At 58.2% G+C, this 15,396-nt stretch carries 16 protein-coding genes and 1 tRNA gene; 7 read left to right on the plus strand and 10 right to left on the minus strand.

The window, feature by feature from the left end; all coding sequences use genetic code 11:
* Positions 1 to 15: 15 nt before the first annotated feature.
* Positions 16 to 732 carry an MgtC/SapB family protein gene (locus tag ABHV46_RS10135; protein WP_336945876.1) on the minus strand — a complete coding sequence of 239 codons (717 nt, stop codon included), beginning with the start codon at positions 730 to 732 and terminating at the stop codon, positions 16 to 18.
* 207 nt (positions 733 to 939) lie between these two features.
* Between ABHV46_RS10135 and ABHV46_RS10140 the strand changes: the two genes are divergently transcribed.
* Positions 940 to 2,361: an outer membrane beta-barrel protein gene (locus ABHV46_RS10140; protein WP_438381347.1), complete on the plus strand. Its 1,422-nt coding sequence runs from the start codon at positions 940 to 942 to the stop codon at positions 2,359 to 2,361.
* A gap of 22 nt (positions 2,362 to 2,383) precedes the next feature.
* On the opposite strand, the gene ABHV46_RS10145 is transcribed toward ABHV46_RS10140, so the two are convergent.
* Positions 2,384 to 3,163, minus strand: a complete 780-nt coding sequence (locus ABHV46_RS10145; protein ID WP_438381348.1) for an SDR family oxidoreductase — start codon at positions 3,161 to 3,163, stop codon at positions 2,384 to 2,386.
* Between the two features lie 117 nt (positions 3,164 to 3,280).
* Between ABHV46_RS10145 and ABHV46_RS10150 the strand changes: the two genes are divergently transcribed.
* Both ABHV46_RS10150 and ABHV46_RS10155 read left to right on the plus strand, forming a co-directional pair.
* Positions 3,281 to 3,814, plus strand: coding sequence for a hypothetical protein (locus tag ABHV46_RS10150; RefSeq protein WP_438381349.1), 534 nt, complete (start codon positions 3,281 to 3,283; stop codon positions 3,812 to 3,814).
* A 333-nt stretch (positions 3,815 to 4,147) separates the two neighbouring features.
* A complete protein-coding gene (locus tag ABHV46_RS10155; protein WP_438381350.1) occupies positions 4,148 to 6,412 on the plus strand; it encodes a Hint domain-containing protein in 2,265 nt (754 codons plus the stop codon).
* A gap of 43 nt (positions 6,413 to 6,455) precedes the next feature.
* Here the strand turns inward: ABHV46_RS10155 and ABHV46_RS10160 are convergent, their stop codons facing one another.
* On the minus strand, positions 6,456 to 7,076 hold the full coding sequence (locus ABHV46_RS10160; RefSeq protein WP_438381351.1) for a hypothetical protein: 621 nt from the start codon (positions 7,074 to 7,076) through the stop codon (positions 6,456 to 6,458).
* 235 nt (positions 7,077 to 7,311) lie between these two features.
* On the opposite strand from ABHV46_RS10160, the gene ABHV46_RS10165 reads away from it, so the two are divergent.
* Complete coding sequence (locus ABHV46_RS10165; protein WP_336945882.1) at positions 7,312 to 7,470, plus strand: hypothetical protein; 159 nt, start codon at positions 7,312 to 7,314, stop codon at positions 7,468 to 7,470.
* 45 nt (positions 7,471 to 7,515) lie between these two features.
* Here ABHV46_RS10165 and ABHV46_RS10170 read toward each other — a convergent pair whose 3' ends face one another.
* From ABHV46_RS10170 to ABHV46_RS10185, 4 genes are all read right to left on the minus strand, one after another.
* Positions 7,516 to 8,064 carry a 6-pyruvoyl trahydropterin synthase family protein gene (locus ABHV46_RS10170; protein ID WP_438381352.1) on the minus strand — a complete coding sequence of 183 codons (549 nt, stop codon included), beginning with the start codon at positions 8,062 to 8,064 and terminating at the stop codon, positions 7,516 to 7,518.
* Positions 8,051 to 8,752 carry a 7-cyano-7-deazaguanine synthase QueC gene (queC, locus tag ABHV46_RS10175; protein ID WP_438381353.1) on the minus strand — a complete coding sequence of 234 codons (702 nt, stop codon included), beginning with the start codon at positions 8,750 to 8,752 and terminating at the stop codon, positions 8,051 to 8,053. The genes ABHV46_RS10170 and queC overlap by 14 nt, the downstream gene beginning before the upstream one ends.
* Positions 8,752 to 9,393, minus strand: a complete 642-nt coding sequence (queE, locus tag ABHV46_RS10180) for a 7-carboxy-7-deazaguanine synthase (RefSeq protein ID WP_438384358.1) — start codon at positions 9,391 to 9,393, stop codon at positions 8,752 to 8,754. Before queE ends, queC begins: the two co-directional genes overlap by 1 nt.
* A 65-nt stretch (positions 9,394 to 9,458) precedes the next feature.
* Complete coding sequence (locus ABHV46_RS10185; RefSeq protein ID WP_438381354.1) at positions 9,459 to 10,475, minus strand: aspartyl protease family protein; 1,017 nt, start codon at positions 10,473 to 10,475, stop codon at positions 9,459 to 9,461.
* A gap of 218 nt (positions 10,476 to 10,693) precedes the next feature.
* Here ABHV46_RS10185 and ABHV46_RS10190 point away from each other — a divergent pair, with 218 nt between their 5' ends.
* Entirely contained in the window at positions 10,694 to 11,695 is a 1,002-nt protein-coding gene (locus tag ABHV46_RS10190; RefSeq protein WP_438381355.1) for an MBL fold metallo-hydrolase, read from the plus strand.
* 36 nt (positions 11,696 to 11,731) lie between these two features.
* On the opposite strand, the gene ABHV46_RS10195 is transcribed toward ABHV46_RS10190, so the two are convergent.
* Positions 11,732 to 11,857 (minus strand): hypothetical protein, encoded by a 126-nt coding sequence (locus tag ABHV46_RS10195; RefSeq protein ID WP_336945888.1) that lies wholly within the window; start codon positions 11,855 to 11,857, stop codon positions 11,732 to 11,734.
* 182 nt (positions 11,858 to 12,039) lie between these two features.
* Between ABHV46_RS10195 and ABHV46_RS10200 the strand changes: the two genes are divergently transcribed.
* Both ABHV46_RS10200 and ABHV46_RS10205 read left to right on the plus strand, forming a co-directional pair.
* Complete coding sequence (locus ABHV46_RS10200) at positions 12,040 to 12,891, plus strand: ABC transporter permease (protein WP_438381356.1); 852 nt, start codon at positions 12,040 to 12,042, stop codon at positions 12,889 to 12,891.
* Positions 12,892 to 12,893: 2 nt separating this feature from the next.
* Positions 12,894 to 13,658, plus strand: a complete 765-nt coding sequence (locus ABHV46_RS10205) for an ABC transporter ATP-binding protein (protein ID WP_438381357.1) — start codon at positions 12,894 to 12,896, stop codon at positions 13,656 to 13,658.
* Between the two features lie 123 nt (positions 13,659 to 13,781).
* Here the strand turns inward: ABHV46_RS10205 and ABHV46_RS10210 are convergent.
* Together ABHV46_RS10210 and ABHV46_RS10215 are read right to left on the minus strand one after the other, a co-directional pair.
* Positions 13,782 to 13,858, minus strand: a tRNA-Asp gene (locus ABHV46_RS10210).
* A gap of 178 nt (positions 13,859 to 14,036) precedes the next feature.
* On the minus strand, positions 14,037 to 15,218 hold the full coding sequence (locus tag ABHV46_RS10215; protein WP_438381358.1) for a phosphatidylinositol-specific phospholipase C1-like protein: 1,182 nt from the start codon (positions 15,216 to 15,218) through the stop codon (positions 14,037 to 14,039).
* Positions 15,219 to 15,396 lie beyond the last annotated feature (178 nt).

Below are 15,396 nucleotides of genomic sequence, written 5' to 3' on the forward strand. Positions count from 1 at the left end.
CCGGCCCGCAGGGTTTCAGGTATCGGCGTTGAGTGAGAGCGATGCCGCGACCACGCGGCTATCCTGCATTAGGGTCGAAATCAGAGCCTCGAGTGTGGCGGGTCCATTCGATGAGACCATGAGGCTGACATTGATAGCGGCCTGTTCGTTTTCCTCTTCGCTCAGAGAGAGCTTGCCGATCGTATAATCGGCCTCTTCCAGCTGTTCCTTGAGCAGGGCGGTCATTTCTCCCACCGATTGGCGACAGGTTACGACGCGCAGCGCGTAACCTGCCTCCATGGATTTCGCCTGAAGCGGAATGCGGTCAATGGCCCGTACGATCGGCCGCAGCAGCGTGTTGCCCGCGATGATGAAAAAGGTCAGCAGAAACCCTTCGGCCAGCATGTCGCTGCCGACGCAGGCCCCCACTGCCGCCGAACACCAGAGCGTCGCGGCCGTGTTCATGCCGCGTACTGTGGCGCCTTCCTTGATGATGGCACCTGCCCCCAGAAAGCCGATGCCCGACACCACATAGGCAATGACGCGCAGCGATTCGACGTCGCCCGCAATGCGCTGCGCCAGATCGACGAAGGCCGCCCCGCCCAAGGCGACGAGCGCATTGGTGCGCACCCCCGCCGTGCGTTGTCGATATTGCCTTTCAGCCCCGATCAGCGTGCCGAAAACGAAGGCGGCGAGCAGGCTGATGCTCGAATCCGTGAAGGAGTGGAGGTCGAATGTTTCGATGAAACGCACGGGAGATCCAGTCTGTTGCAAGAGGGCTGGCCCGGCTTGTCTAATCGGTTTTGTCGGCTTAGCCCACCCAGCGCCGCCGCGCTTAGCGCCTGAGAAAAGCCGGGTCGCAACACTAAATCACGTGAATGTGAGTCTTGGCCCGGTCCAGAGTGCCGCCCGGCCAGGGGGATTGCCCTTTGGAAGAACGAGGGTTGAGGAGGCAAGACGATGATCGGGAAGGGCTCAGCCCTGTTGGCCACGCTGCTCGGCTGTCTGTCGGTCTCAGCCGTGCAAGGCGCCGAGCGAGCCCATGCCGTGACGACGGCAGCGATCCAGAGCCAGACGCCCCAGCCATCCGATGAGCCTCGTGCAGGCAGTGTCGCACGGCGCAAGGCAACGCGGGTGCGCCCTGCCGCGCCAGTGTCTCCCCCCGTGACCGAAGGCTACTGGAGCGGTATCAGGGCGCATATGACCGTCGAAGGCGGTATCGCCGCCAATCCCTGGACGAAATCGGGGCGCAATTTCGGACAGTTCTTTCTAGATCGCGCAAACACAGCCACCCTTAACCAGTTACTGGCCTCCGTCTCGCATGATAGTGCGGCAATAGGGGGCGGGTTCGAGATCGGTTTCACGGCGGAAGCGATGTACGGCTCCGACTCCCGTTTCGATGTGACCGTCGGCATGGGCGACAGGGCGTTGAGCGGGATGTATCAATGGGCGCCGACACAGGCGCATATCGACCTGCATACACCCTGGATTTTCAGCCGGGGGATCGATTTCCAGATCGGTCAGTCCTACGGGTTGATGGGGTCGGAAGGCCCGGTGGCGCTTTCGCGCCCATTTTACAGCTATAATTACAGCTCCGATTTCATCGTGCCGTTCCAGACAGTCGGGATTATCGCAACGGCGCATATCGGTGCCCATGTCGATGGCCTTGTCGGGATCGACGCGGGCAATTCCACTACTTTCGGGCAGAGCGGCAATAATAACCGGCCTAAGGGTTATCTCGGTATTTCCTTCAGCCATCTGATGGATGGACGGCTCGACGGGCATCTGATCGGGCGTGCCGGGCCGCAGGGCCATGACGGCGACCCGCGCATCTCTCCCGAAGGCTGGACCAGCGCCGGCATAGGAGATCAGGCCGTGCACCGCATGCAGTACAACGCCGACCTGCTGCTGACTTATCATGCCAGTAAGGTGCTGGTTTTCACTTTCGCCAGCACCTGGCTGCACGATGAAATTCCCGATGACGATCTCTACGGCAGCACGGCCTATCTCGCCTGGTCGCTCAGCCCCTCGGTGCAGCTCAATCTGCGCGGTGAGGTCTTTCGCGACAATACCGGCGTCATGATTGCTGCCTATCCGGGTACGACTTCTTTCGGCAAGCAATTACGTAATCAGCCTTATCCGTTTTATGCGGCACCGCCCACGACTTACGGCGATCTGACACTCGGCCTGCATTACGAGCCCGAATTCATAAATCGCCATCTGCCGCTTGGGCGCTTCGTTCTGCGGCCCGAGATCCGGGTCGATCGCAGCCTGAACGGAACAAGGCCGTTCAATCGTGAAGCGCCAGCGAGCGACCCGATCGTGCGGAACGGAGACACGACCATGTTCTGGTTCTCCTGTGACATGGTCTGGACATTTTGAACGCCTGCCAGAGGGCCGCATCCTAACCCGGCTGGGCGGCGGAACCTGCCAGCAATCCGCCATCGATCGAGAATTCGGAGCCGGTAATGTAGGTCGCCTCATCAGAGGCCAGCATGACGCAAATCGCGGCAACCTCATCGACCGTACCGAAGCGTTTGAGAGGCGTGTCGGCCACGAGGTCTTTCATGCGTGCTTCTCGCTCTGGCCCGTTGCCGAGCATGGCTTCCCACATGGGCGTGAGAATGGCAGCCGGGTGAACCGAGTTGCAGCGTATGGCCCAGCCCTTCTGGGCCGCATAAAGAGCGACGCTCTTGGTATGATTGCGTATGGCTGCCTTGGACGACGCATAGGCAGCCGCGCCGGGTATGCCGACGAGCCCGGAGCGCGAAGAGATATTGATGATCGCCCCGGTGCCACGCGTTTTCATGCCATGCAGGGCGTAGCGGCAGCCGAGAAACGTGCCGTCCAGATTGGTACGATGCACCGCGTGCCAGTCGGCAAGGGTGGCATGTTCGGGGTCATGAGCCACAAGCCCATTCTCGAAACCGGTAATCCCGGCATTATTGACGACGATATCGGGAGAAGGGCAGAGCGTTGCGAGTGTCGCCCAGTCGTTTTCGGAACGCACATCGAGCGAAATGAAGCGGAAGGAAAGCGCGTCAGCTTCATGCTGGCCATTTTCAGTGTCGATATCGGTCAGAACGACCTCGCAGCCCTCATCGCGAAAATGACGGGCGATGGCGAGCCCTATGCCCCGCGCGGCGCCTGTGACGATTGCAAGTTTGCATGAAAGACGGGGCATGAAGCGGCCCTTTGACGAAGCTGTTATGGTCGGTTCGGTATCGGTTTGCTCAACGGGCCTCATAGGCCTGTTTGCATCATGACGAGTAGGCCGTTTTTTGAAAAGGTCGTGAAATCAATGACAGAGACGTCTCTCTTTACGCCGGTACATTTTCAGGAGCGCCATTCAAGAAACATCTCTGCCTCGCCACGCGCCTGTCTTGATGCGGTAGAGACGTTCAAAAGCGAAACTGACCCCTTGATCCGTTTCTGTCTGGGCGTGCGTGACTTGCCGGTAAGGCTGATCAAGGGACACTTGGCCCATCGCTTCAGTATGGAGAGTTTCACCCCTCTTGGCCGTAACGGCGATAGTAACGTCAGTTTTGGTCTGGCCGGCTCATTCTGGCGCTGGGATTACGGGCTCAACCGTGACGAGGCGCAAGGCTCACGCTTCTGGGCGGCGCAGGGCATGTCTGCCCGCCTCCTGCTGTCATTCGAAACGACTCGTCTTGCTGAAAATCTCACCAGCCTCGAGACCCGAACCCAGATTTCATGCCCTGACGTTACGACACGCCGCAAGATGGCCGTTTATTGGTCCGTCATCCGACCGGTTAGCGGTCTTATCAGGCGTCGCATGCTCGTAGCAGTCGCTGGAATGGCTGAAAAATATTAAAGTAAAAAACAAAATAAAAATCAATATTTGACGACGAAAAACTATTTTTTACAAAAATTAACATATAAAAAAACGTTCTTATTTCTTTAAAACAATATAGCTTAAAAAATAGTCGTATATTCGATTTTCCTATGGCTCTGAACGGAATGCCCTATGAAACGCGCTTTTTTCGAAAAATAAATAAATTTCTGGCGTGTTTCCTAGGTTTTTCGGGCTTGTCACATTGAGATACAATGTCGTATCACGATTGCGTGTCTACGTGGTGTCGGGCAACATTTTTGTCCGATAAGTAAATTCCAATAAAAAATCTCTTAGAAAAGTATTGGGGTGGTATTGTCTCTCTTCTTCCAAAGGCGTAGCGCCACCATCTCCTATGGATCGACCAATTACGTTGGCCCCGGTCGTGTGACATCGGGTGATCTCGTCTACGGATTCAATGGAGGGACGAACGCGCCTGCCGTCGATCTTGCATCGGGGGGAATCATCTCCGGTGCCACCGCCATGTCCGGTGGCGTGGTGGCGGCTGCTGCCAATGGCACGACTGTCGGTGGCACGGCACTTGAGAGCGGGTCGTTTGCAGCTCTGAATCAGGGCGTCGTCATTAGTCCGACCATCACTGCACGCGCCGGTCTGGCGGTCGGTAATCTTGCCAATTATCAGGGCACTCCCGCCCGCGCGATTGCGCCCCATGTGATGAGCGACGGTCAGGCCATTGTGGGTGGTGGCTTTACGGTCAAAGGGCAGAGCTTTTCGGGGTCCGGCGTCATTTCCGGTGGGACTTTCGATGTCGGGTCGACCGAGCAACTCGCGAGCGGCGGTACCGATAGCGGAAGTTTTTTCGGCGGGACCCAGATCGTTTCCTCAGGAGCACTGGCGCTGAACGGCATTTTCAGCGCCGGTGTGCAGTTGATCAATGGTGGTTCTGTTTCGAGCTCTGTCGTGTCCGCAGGCGGAACGGTTTTCGTAGGTCAGGGCGGTCGGGCCTCGACCGTCACCGTCGGCAGTGGCGGGACGGCAGTGGTTGGCTGCGGCGGTCTGTTATTCAATCAGATTGTTCTGGCCAGAGCCGCGTCGATCGTTTCGGCAGGTGGCACTGTCAGTGGGGCTACGATTGCATCGGGCGGCTCCGAGACGGTCCAGTCCGGCGGTGTCGTGAGCGGTGCGACTGTTCTCGCCGGTGGCACGCAGGATGTGCAGGCCGGAGCAACCGTTCAGGGTGCAATTGTCTCCGCTGGGGGCTCAATGATCCTCGCTTCGGGGGCAACAGTATCGAATTTGCAAATAGGCGCTGCGCGGTCGAGTGATGACAAGGGGGGGAAGCTGATTGTCACGCCCGGCGCCGTGCTGCGTGACGTCAGCGTCGGATGGCGCGGAGCCATTGATATCGAAGGGCTCGCCTACAGGCCAGGCGGCTCTATCTCGTTCAGCAACGGTGTACTTACGGTCACCTACAGCGACGGATCGACCTGGTCGACCCCGCTCAACGGCTCTTACAGGAAAAGCGATTTCCATCTCGAATCCGATGGCGATGGCAGCACCATGGTGGTGTACGACAAGTGTTTTCTTGCCGGAACAATGATCGGTACGCCATTCGGAGAGCGTCTGGTCGAGACGCTTTCTGTCGGTGACCTTGTTTCGACTGCAATGGGTGAGGCTGGAGCAAGCAAGCGCATTACCTGGATTGGGTCGGCAGAAATTATCGCTGATTCGTCCAGAAGCGACGATCAGGCAGGATATCCAGTAAGGTTCAAAACCGGCTCGATAGGTCCGCACTCGCCCGATCGCGATCTCTGCGTGACCTCGGAACACTGTATTTTTCTCGACGGGGCGCTCGTTCCAGCGCGCATGTTGGTCAACGGTACCAGCATCGACTATGACCGCAGCCAGACGCGTTTCATGATCTATCACTTCAAAACCGAAGATCATGCGATCGTCTGGTCCAACAACATGGCAACCGAGACATTGCTCGATGGTGGCGAGAGACATGGCTTGAGGCCAGATGAGGCATCTAGGATGCTCCCTCATTGCGAAACCCCGCAAAGTCGCGTGGCGCCGCTGCGCGTAGAGCGTGATTTTGTGGAGCCCCTTCATCGCGCTCTGGCAGAGCGGGGGAATGCTCTTTCAGAAACGATGCCGCGCCATCGGGGCAACGATATTCCGGCGCGTGCCGTCGCATCGCAGGCACCGGACTGCCAGGATCCTGATCTGCATCTTGTTTCGGAAGAAGGCCAGATTATCCGCCCATTGCGCAGTGTGGACGATATGGTCATCTTCCATGTGCCTACCGAGTGGAATGAGGTGCGTATCCGTTCCCGGGCCGCGCGTCCGTCAGAAGCGGAAGGCCCGTTCGTCGATGACCGGCGCGCTCTGGGGGTGTTGATCGGCGATATTCATCTCTGGGACAGCCACGGGATGACGCAGCTCGACACGCATCTCAGCGATGATACGCTCGATGGATGGAACGGCATTGAGGGAGTGACGACACGATGGACCAAGGGCGACGCACGACTGCCGCTCGGCAGGCGTCGGACCGGGGCTCCTGGTGTTCTGGGCATCAAGATAAAGGCGACCGCGGTCTATGAGCGCATAGCCTGCTGATTAGCGCGAGGGGTTTCGAGAAGCGAGGTGTGGGCCTGTAAGATCAGGGAAAAAGCTGCTCCTGTCGGTTCAGGTCTTTGCCTGAGCGCAGGGCAGCGCCACGGCGCACATGTCTGGCCTGGGTCAGTCTGAAAAGCTCTTCCGGTGGGGCAAGGGCGAGCTGGCGTTGCAGGATATGCGCGGTCACATAGGCATCTGGCCCGGCCCTGTGAGCGGGGGCGGCGCGTTCGCGATCAAGGTCGAGTTTCAGCCAGTAGCGCAGGATCTGGTTTGTGTGGCGTGGCGCATCCGGCCAGAGTTTCTGACCGATTCGCAATGTGCATAGCCAGGGCAGCCCGCCCGTTATGGAATCCGTCAGGAAGTGACGCTCGAACGCGATATGATGCGCTGCCAGCATATCGGGGCAGGGCGCGCGCTGAACGAGCGTGGCCAGGGCGTCGGGCGTTGCATGGGGCAGATCGGCAGCAAAATCCTCTTCCATCAAGTGATGAACCGCCTGGGTCTCGGGTGTGAGTGGCGCCGAGGGCCGAAAGAGCTGGGTTCGCGGGGGCTCGATCTGCCACTCGCCGTCGATCAGGATCAGATCGACCGAACCGAACTCGATCACTTCAGAAGAGAGAGGATGATTTCCCGAGGTTTCGAGATCAATAACACGCAGGCGCATCGAGTCGATGGATTCCGGTTCCTGAGCACAAGAGGAGTCTTGATTTGCCCGTTTCTTGAAGGAAAATGGCTGTTACAAGAAAAGCCCGTTATTCGATAAGATGTGGTCTGAACTTTTCATGAAGAAGCACGTTTCATCACGAGGGAACGCCGCTGCCGTCATGCGCCTCATTCTTTCATAACGATGCCAGATTGACGCCATGTTCCTTTGATGTCCTGCAATAAAGGAGAAGGCCATGAGCAAGAATTCGACTTCCCCCCAGAATGATGTTCCCGCTCGCGACACCGAGGTCAGGGCAGCCCCTCAAAGCCCGAGAGACGTCAAGACGGATGATCATGGAGATTTTCGCGTCCATGTTCAGTTGCTCGGCCAGGAATGGTCACAGACGCATTGATGGACGCGCCTCTGGTGAAACACGCCCCGGTGCCGCCCGTTCGAATCAGAGCAAGGCTGTCACGTCGGAAATCGTTGGGTCGGCACGGTGCCACCAGTAATCTGCGGTCTCGCCATCCATGAGTGGCAGATAGGCATCGGGAGCGCCAGTCAGTTTGACCGTGTTGGTAGGCGTTTCTTCCAATGTGAGGCTGGTGCAGCAAAGCACATCGCCCTCAGCGCGAAGGAAAGCCTCAAGCTTGGCGTAAAGCAGGGCGGCCATCAACTCCGTGGTCGGGTCACCGGGGGTGACGACCAGACGGTCAACACGCGCAGGCTCGTTAGCGAGAAACCAGCCTAGCAGCGGGTCCGAAGAGGATATCTGAAAAGCGTGGTCCAGACGCGTGTCAATGAAATCGTGCCAGCGCGCCTTTGCCTCGGCGAAGGGCACGACCATGTTGCGCGCGCCGTCTAGTCGGGCAGGTTCGCGCGCCTGTAGTGTTACGGTGACGAACTCGTTATGCCCGTGCGGTATGGCGCAGCGTTCGGAACTGCCTGTAATCAGGCGATGCCCCATGCTGAACCGACGGGTAAAGCTCAGTTCAAGCGCTGACATAACTCGACCATCCCTTTTCACGCAATTCGCAGGCGGGGCAGGTGCCGCAACCATAGCCCCAGTCGTGCCGATGCGTGCGGTCGCCCAGATAGCAGCTATGGCTGTCCCGATTGATCGTCGCGACCACTTCCTTGCCGCCCAGAGTCTCAGCCAGGCGCCAGGTTGCGGCCTTGTCCAGCCACATGAGCGGCGTGTGCAGCACGAAGCGCGTTTCCATGCCGAGATTCAGCGCCACCTGCAGCGCCTTGATGGTGTCGTCACGGCAATCGGGATAGCCGGAATAATCGGTCTCGCACACGCCGGTCACGATATGGCGGGCATTGCGTCTGACGGCCAAGGTGGCGGCGAAGCTCAGAAAGAGCAGGTTGCGGCCCGGCACGAAAGTCGAGGGTAGGCCGTTTTCGTTCATCTCGATGGCGGCTTCGCGCGTGAGCGCGGTTTCGGAAATCTGCCCGAGAACGGAGAGATCGAGCGTATGGTCTTCGCCCAGCCTGTCGCGCCATTCCGGTCGGGCGTCGATCATGGTCGCGCGCAGTGTGTCACGGCATTCCAGTTCGACGACATGGCGCTGGCCATAGGCAAAGCCGAGCGTCTCGACACGGGCAAAACGATCGAGCGCCCAGGCCAGACAAGTCGCGGAGTCCTGACCGCCGGAAAAAAGAACGATCGCCTTATCGTCAGAGAGCATCAGGGAATCCCGATCAGCTTGTGGGTTTGCAGCGACAGGCGCCAGCGCGGGTGTTTCAGGCAATAGGCAACGGCTTTTTGCGTGTTCTCGACACGCTCGGGGCCATCCATCGGTTGCAGCCAGAAATGCGCGAAATCCCAGTCCTCGAAGAGATCGGGCGTGAGAGTTTCCTGCGGAAAGACCAGTTTGAGTTCCTGCCCGGAGCGCTGCACCAGAGTGCTGGACGGTTTGGGGCTGATGCAGATCCAGTCGATGCCCTCAGGCGCCTTGATCGTGCCGTTGCTCTCGATGGCGATTTCGAAGCCAGCCTTGTGCACTGCCGCAACAAGCGTCTCATCGATCTGCAACAGAGGCTCACCCCCGGTAAAAACGACATAGCGTCGCTCCGGATCGCCGGATACGTTGTCCCAGCAGGTCACGAGTGCCTGGGCGAGATCTTCTGCGGTGGCGAAACGCCCGCCGCCCTCGCCATCTGTACCGATGAAATCGGTATCGCAGAACTGGCAGGCGGCTTTGTGACGATCTTCCTCACGGCCCGACCAGAGATTGCATCCGGCAAAGCGACAGAACACGGAGGCGCGCCCGGTATGAGCGCCTTCTCCCTGAAGTGTCGCGAAGAGTTCCTTTACGGCGTATGGCATGCCTCGCATGTCGGCGAGCCGGGCGCCCGATGCAAGTGAAAAATGGGTCTTTTTCGCCGCAGGCGTTATTTGGCGCCTGTTTCCGATGCTGCGGATGATGGCGGTACTTGATTTTCGTCGCGCGGTATCTCGGAAATATGCTGCACGTACATCGTGTTCTCGGTCGTGATCCAGACACGGTGATGGCGCAGGAAATCGGCGCCGAACAGGGCATAATCGAGCGTGTCATTATCCATGATGATCACTTCAGGATTATGGATCGTGAAATCGCCGAGCGTCAGTGTCCTGAAACGGTGATGATAGGCCGTAACCTTGTCGTCGCCCACGGCCTGCACATCGGTCGTGGAGCGATCATTTTTCAGCATGGCATCAGTGACACCAAGCTTGCGGGCCATGCGCAGCGGTATAACGGTGCGCGAGGCACCCGTGTCGAAAACGGCGCGTATGGGTTCGCCCCCATCGAGCGCGAAATGCACATGCAGCTTCATGTCGTCGAGATTGCGGTCGATCGGCACGGTATGCATCGCGCCTTTCCAGAGCGGTGCCGGATAAGGGCAGCGCTTCATATCGAGCAACTGCATCTGATGATGCGGCATATCGATCACGAGGTCGGTTGCCAGCAGGATTTCGGCGCCCATGAGGCCCACAAGCGGCGGCAGAGGGGGCTTGGTGGGATGAAAAAGTTGGGAGGTCATGGTGAAGGCATGGTTTGTGTTGGTGGCGCCGCCCAGCCCGATATGGTCCACCTGCACGACACGCTGGAACTCGGTGCCTTTGACGCCGATGGCCCGGACCATGCCTTCCGAGTAGTTCAGATCGAGCTTGTCCGCATATTGTTCGCTCAGAACGCTATTGAAAGCACCGGTATCGACCTCGAAAAGAACAGGATGCTTGTTGATCGTGGCACGCACGACCGGCACGTTATGGGACGAATAGAGCGGCAGTCGTCCGATCGTGCCAATGGTGCAGGTGCCGTCTTTTACGGGTGCATCGCAGCCGGTCAGTAGAGTTATGCCGAGCAGAAGAACAGAGCATGCAATCGATTGCCTATGTCGAGCTGACTCAGCATTTTTCATGGGCATACCACGATTCTTTCCACGGTTTTCGGGGCTGTCATTCTGAAATGCAACGATGATGTAACAAGCACAATGCAGTCGCAAGCCGGTCTTTGCTTTATTCCCTGTTCTGACCGTGAGGTGTGCCGGATTTTTTCCATTGTGTCCTCATCTTGCCTCAGCCAGACGATGCCGATACCTGCTCGTCCGCGACCTCAACGATAGCGAGGCGAGGAGAGAGACCCATGCGTGTCAATTTCAGAGAAGTCGCTCTCATCGGTGGGCTTCTGACTGTCCTGTTCTTTCCCGCCGGACCCGCCGAGGCCAGGGGCTTCGAGGTGACCGTGCTCGGCGCGCATGGCGGGCTCGAAGACGGTAATCTGAGTGCGTATCTCGTGCGCGAGCAGGGGGCGGATGTTGGCGTGCTGCTGGATGCCGGTACGGTGATGAATGGTCTCGAACAAGCCGACGCGGCGCATGATTTCGATCAACTCGCCCTACCAAACGATCCGAAATCCTCGCGCACCGGGCTGCTGATCCATCACGTCATTCAGGGCTATCTGCTCAGCCACGCGCATCTTGACCATGTGGCAGGGCTGCTGGCTGTATCGCCGGACGATCCGGGAAAACCCATCTATGCGTTACCTTCGGTTTTGTCGGTGATGCAGGACGATCTCTTCAATCACCGTGTCTGGCCCAATCTGGCCGATCGCGGGGTAAAGCCTGCTCTGGGTCTGTTTCATTATCATGATCTGATCCCGGACCGGACCACGCCTCTCATGGGGACAGGGCTGAGTGTCACTGCTTTTCCGCTCAGCCATGGCGGCGTGGAATCGACGGCCTTCCTGTTGCGCTCAGGGTACGATGCGCTGCTTTACCTAGGCGATACGGGGCCAGATCCTCTGGAAAAAGGAGGCAGGTTGGCCGCGCTCTGGAAAGCCGTCGCGCCGCTGATCCGCGCGCACGAACTTCGGGGGCTTGTCATTGAGTGTTCTTATGACAACAGCAGGCGCGATTCTCAACTCTACGGTCATCTCACCCCGGCCTGGCTGTTGCGCGAGCTTGCGGCATTGGAGGCTGAGGCCGGTGTGCCCATGAAGGGTTTTCCGGTGCTCGTTGCTCATATCAAGCCCGTGTTTACTCGCGGTGCTTCAGCGGAAGCTCTCATCGAAACCCAGCTTCAGGAAGGGAATACAGAAGGCTTTCGCTTCATCGTTGCCAGGCAGGGCCTCTCTTTGTCGTTCTAGGCGCGTGCCTCGCCACGCTCACCCGTGGTGAGCGCCCTATTCGTCAGACGAATTGAACAGATCCGATTTATAGATCCGGCGTACGAGAAAACCCGCCAGAAGCGGGCCGATCGCATAGCCCGCGAAAACAAAACAGATCATGAAGTAATCGGCACTTGTCATTTCTGCGGGAGGGCCTCGATCTTTGCCCTGTAATCATAGACTAGGCTGGGGCAGCGATCCATCTTCGCTATCGCCGATGATAATTTTCAGACCGGGAAGAGGGAAGGGAGGAGACTGACCCTTGGAGCGGTGCGTCTGAAAGGCTAGAGCTTCTGCTCTGGGTCAAGCAAAGAGCGAGAAGCATGAACACGACGCACCCAAGGGCAGGCGATAGGGAAACAGCGCTCGATCTGTACCCGCTTTCGGGATGGGGACGCTACCGGGCGGCATTCGCCGATCTGCGCCAGGGAATGCGTCTCATGCCTCTCGCCATGACTTTGGGCTGGCTCGATATCAAGATGCGTTATCGCGGATCGATTCTCGGCCCATTCTGGCTGACGATCAGTACGGCGGTCATGGTGGCGGCCCTGGGCTTTCTGTATGCTGAGCTGTTCGGAATCGTTCTCGGGAACTATCTGCCGTTTCTTGCCCTGTCTCTGGTCCTCTGGACTTATATTTCAACCCTGATCACTGAGAGCACGACAGTCTTCTCGCAGGCTTCCGGGCTCATACAATCTGCCCGGACCCCATTCAGTGTTTTTGCGCTGCAAGTTATCGTTCGTAATTTCCTCGTCCTTGCGCATAACGCAGCCGTCGTGCTTGTCGTGTTTCTGATCTTTCACGTTATGCCCCACAAGATCTGGCTGGTTGTGCCTGCCCTGGCGCTTTGGAGCATCGACAGCTTTGCCATCATGCTTTGCCTCGGTCTTCTGGGTGCGCGGTTTCGCGATATCCCGCCAATCGTTGTCTCGTTACTCCAGGTTTTTTTCTTCATCACACCGGTTATCTGGCGACCGGAGCTGGTCGGGTCCCTTGCTGGCTGGTTGCTGCTCGACCCGTTCTACCCACTGCTCGCCATTGTTCGTGCGCCTCTGCTGGGTGAAAGCCTGTCTCCTGTCATCTGGGAGGCCGCACTGGCCCATAGCGCCATCCTGATCCTGGCTGCGGCATCGTTTTTCGCCCGCTTCCGTGCACGTATCGCTTACTGGGTCTGATCATGAGCAGAGTTTTCGTTGACCGTCTGTGCCTCCAGTTTCCGGTTTATCATTCCGAAAATCGCACGTTGAAGCGTTCCATGGCCCAGGCGGTCGCCAATCATACCCGCCAGGGGGCAGGGAGTGCTTTGGTGCAGGATGCGCGGCATCGTGTGACAGTCGATGTGCTGAGAGATATCAGTTTCACGCTGGGCAAGGGGGAGCGTCTTGGTCTGATCGGTGGCAACGGGGCTGGGAAAACCACCCTTCTGCGGGCTCTGGCGGGTATCTACGAGCCCGTATCAGGGCGCGTGCGCATAACAGGGTCTATCGGTACCCTGCTCGACACGCAGCTCGGTATGAATATGGAGCTCACCGGCCTGGAGAATGTGCGCCTGCGCTGCCTTTCTTACGGCTTAGGGCGGCCGGCGACAGGCGTTATTCTGCAAAACGTCGTCGAATTTGCCGAGCTGGGTGATTTCCTGTCATTACCGGTCAAGACCTACAGCAGCGGTATGCTGGTACGCCTCGCCTTCGGTCTGGCGACGGCGATCACGCCCGATGTGCTGCTGATGGATGAGTGGTTCATGGCAGGTGACATCACCTTCATGGAGAAAGCCAAGAAGCGTATCGAGAGCCTCGTGCAGGATTCGGACACGCTGGTCATGTCGTCTCATCAGCCCGAGATCATCCGTCGCTGGTGCACGCGCCTGATCTGGCTCGAGAATGGCGAGATCCGTATGGACGGCCCTACAGATGCGGTTCTTGATACCTATCTGGCAGCCTGAGCGCCGCATAGGGACTCATGGCCAGGCTGTATCTGCTTTTTGCTTCGGCAAATTGCAGATACACGAAAACCGCCTTCGAAGACGAAAGCGCGCCTGATTTCTCGATCAATTTTTGAGAAAGAATGGCGCGAGTGACGGGGCTCGAACCCGCGACCTCCGGCGTGACAGGCCGGCGCTCTAACCAACTGAGCTACACCCGCATGAAACTTTTCAGCTTCAGCAACCGTATCGGAGGAGGCCGTAACGTCCTCGTCTTCGGTGAACGGGGAACTACCAGTCCCGATTTCTTTTGGCAACAGGGGGCAGCGGTTTTTTTTCATTTTTCTTGTCGGCTTCACCGCTGGACTCAAGGGTGAAGCCGAGGCGGGAAAGGGGCAATCAGGGTCTGGAAGGCTCAAGACCCGCGTCCCGGCAGGTTTGCGGTGCGTTCACCGGGTTACAGCGCGCGACCAGTCCGGGGCCGAATCTTACCGCGTAACCATGCCATGGCGCCGGTTCGAAGCCCGGATAATCCGTGCTGATCAGATGCGCGCCCGAGGAGAAAGCGACATCGCGACGCGTGAGATCGTTCCTGCGCGCCTCGATCGTATTGGCATCGGCGCGGGTACGCACGAGATAGCCCTGTTTCACAAGATCGGGGATGATGCGGGCGGCAGCAGCATTATCAACAGCCTCGCTGCCATTGCCCTTGGCACCGATAAAGCCCTCATTGATTTCGGTGAACGCGCAATCCGGGTCACCAGGCTTCGCATTGGTAAAAACGATACGGTTGCGCAGGGCAGGGTGGCCTTGCGTGTAGCGTGCGGTGTCATGAGGGCGGTCGAACAGGAAGACAATCTTTCCGCGCGTCTGGGCGAGACTGGGCCAGCCATGTTCATGCACGGCCCTGTCGAGTGTTCCGGCAGAGCCGCGTACCTGATCGGGGGTGACGATTCCGTCGCGTCCGAAAACCGAGACCAGCTCGGCATCGAGTCTGTCATAGGTGGCGGGGGTGAAGACTTCGGGCGTAGTGAAATCGAGCTTGCCACCGCCGAAGGGAATTTCCTGCTTGGTTTCGAGGTCGATAAAGACTGGCACATGATCAGGATGCGCATCCGACCACGCCTTGATTTCGGCCAGACAGACCCGGAGCGGCTGGCAGTTCGACCGCTGATCGATATCGACGATATGCATGACCTTGAAATCGTTACCCTGCATCGCCTGCGGCGGTGTCGGGTCGCGATCGGGGGTAATACCGGCCTTGCGCTCCCATTCCGGGCCTTTGGGATGGGCATAACGCCCCCCCTCGCTATCGGCGTAGATGTCGATTTCGAGCTGTCGCACCCCGTGATCGAGCTGCGCCGTCAGCGTGTCGTGACGATAGTCGAGCGCGACAGCCGCCTGGGGAGAGAGCTTGGTCAGCCATTTCAAGGTGGCGGGCGATATATCGCGCCTGTAGCTATTATGCGTGCCTATGACCTGTATCTGATTAAGCTGGACCGTGTCGTCCATCGTTTCGGCATGGGCGGAGGCCAGCAACGTGGCAAGAAGGGTCAGGGGCAAGGCAGAACGAAAGCGCATCGACATATCCTGAAAGCGGGATGTGAGGCGTCGATAAGGCCATGATGACTCGACGCTGAATAGCGCCGAGAGGCGTGTCATGAAATCTTCATGGGACCTACAAAAACCTTCCATGAATAATTCATGGTAGAGAACGATTTTCCTAGAACGAAAGAGAACTTTTCCTGTCGCATTTCCT

The organism is Asaia sp. BMEF1 (assembly GCF_051628905.1).
GTDB lineage: Bacteria > Pseudomonadota > Alphaproteobacteria > Acetobacterales > Acetobacteraceae > Asaia.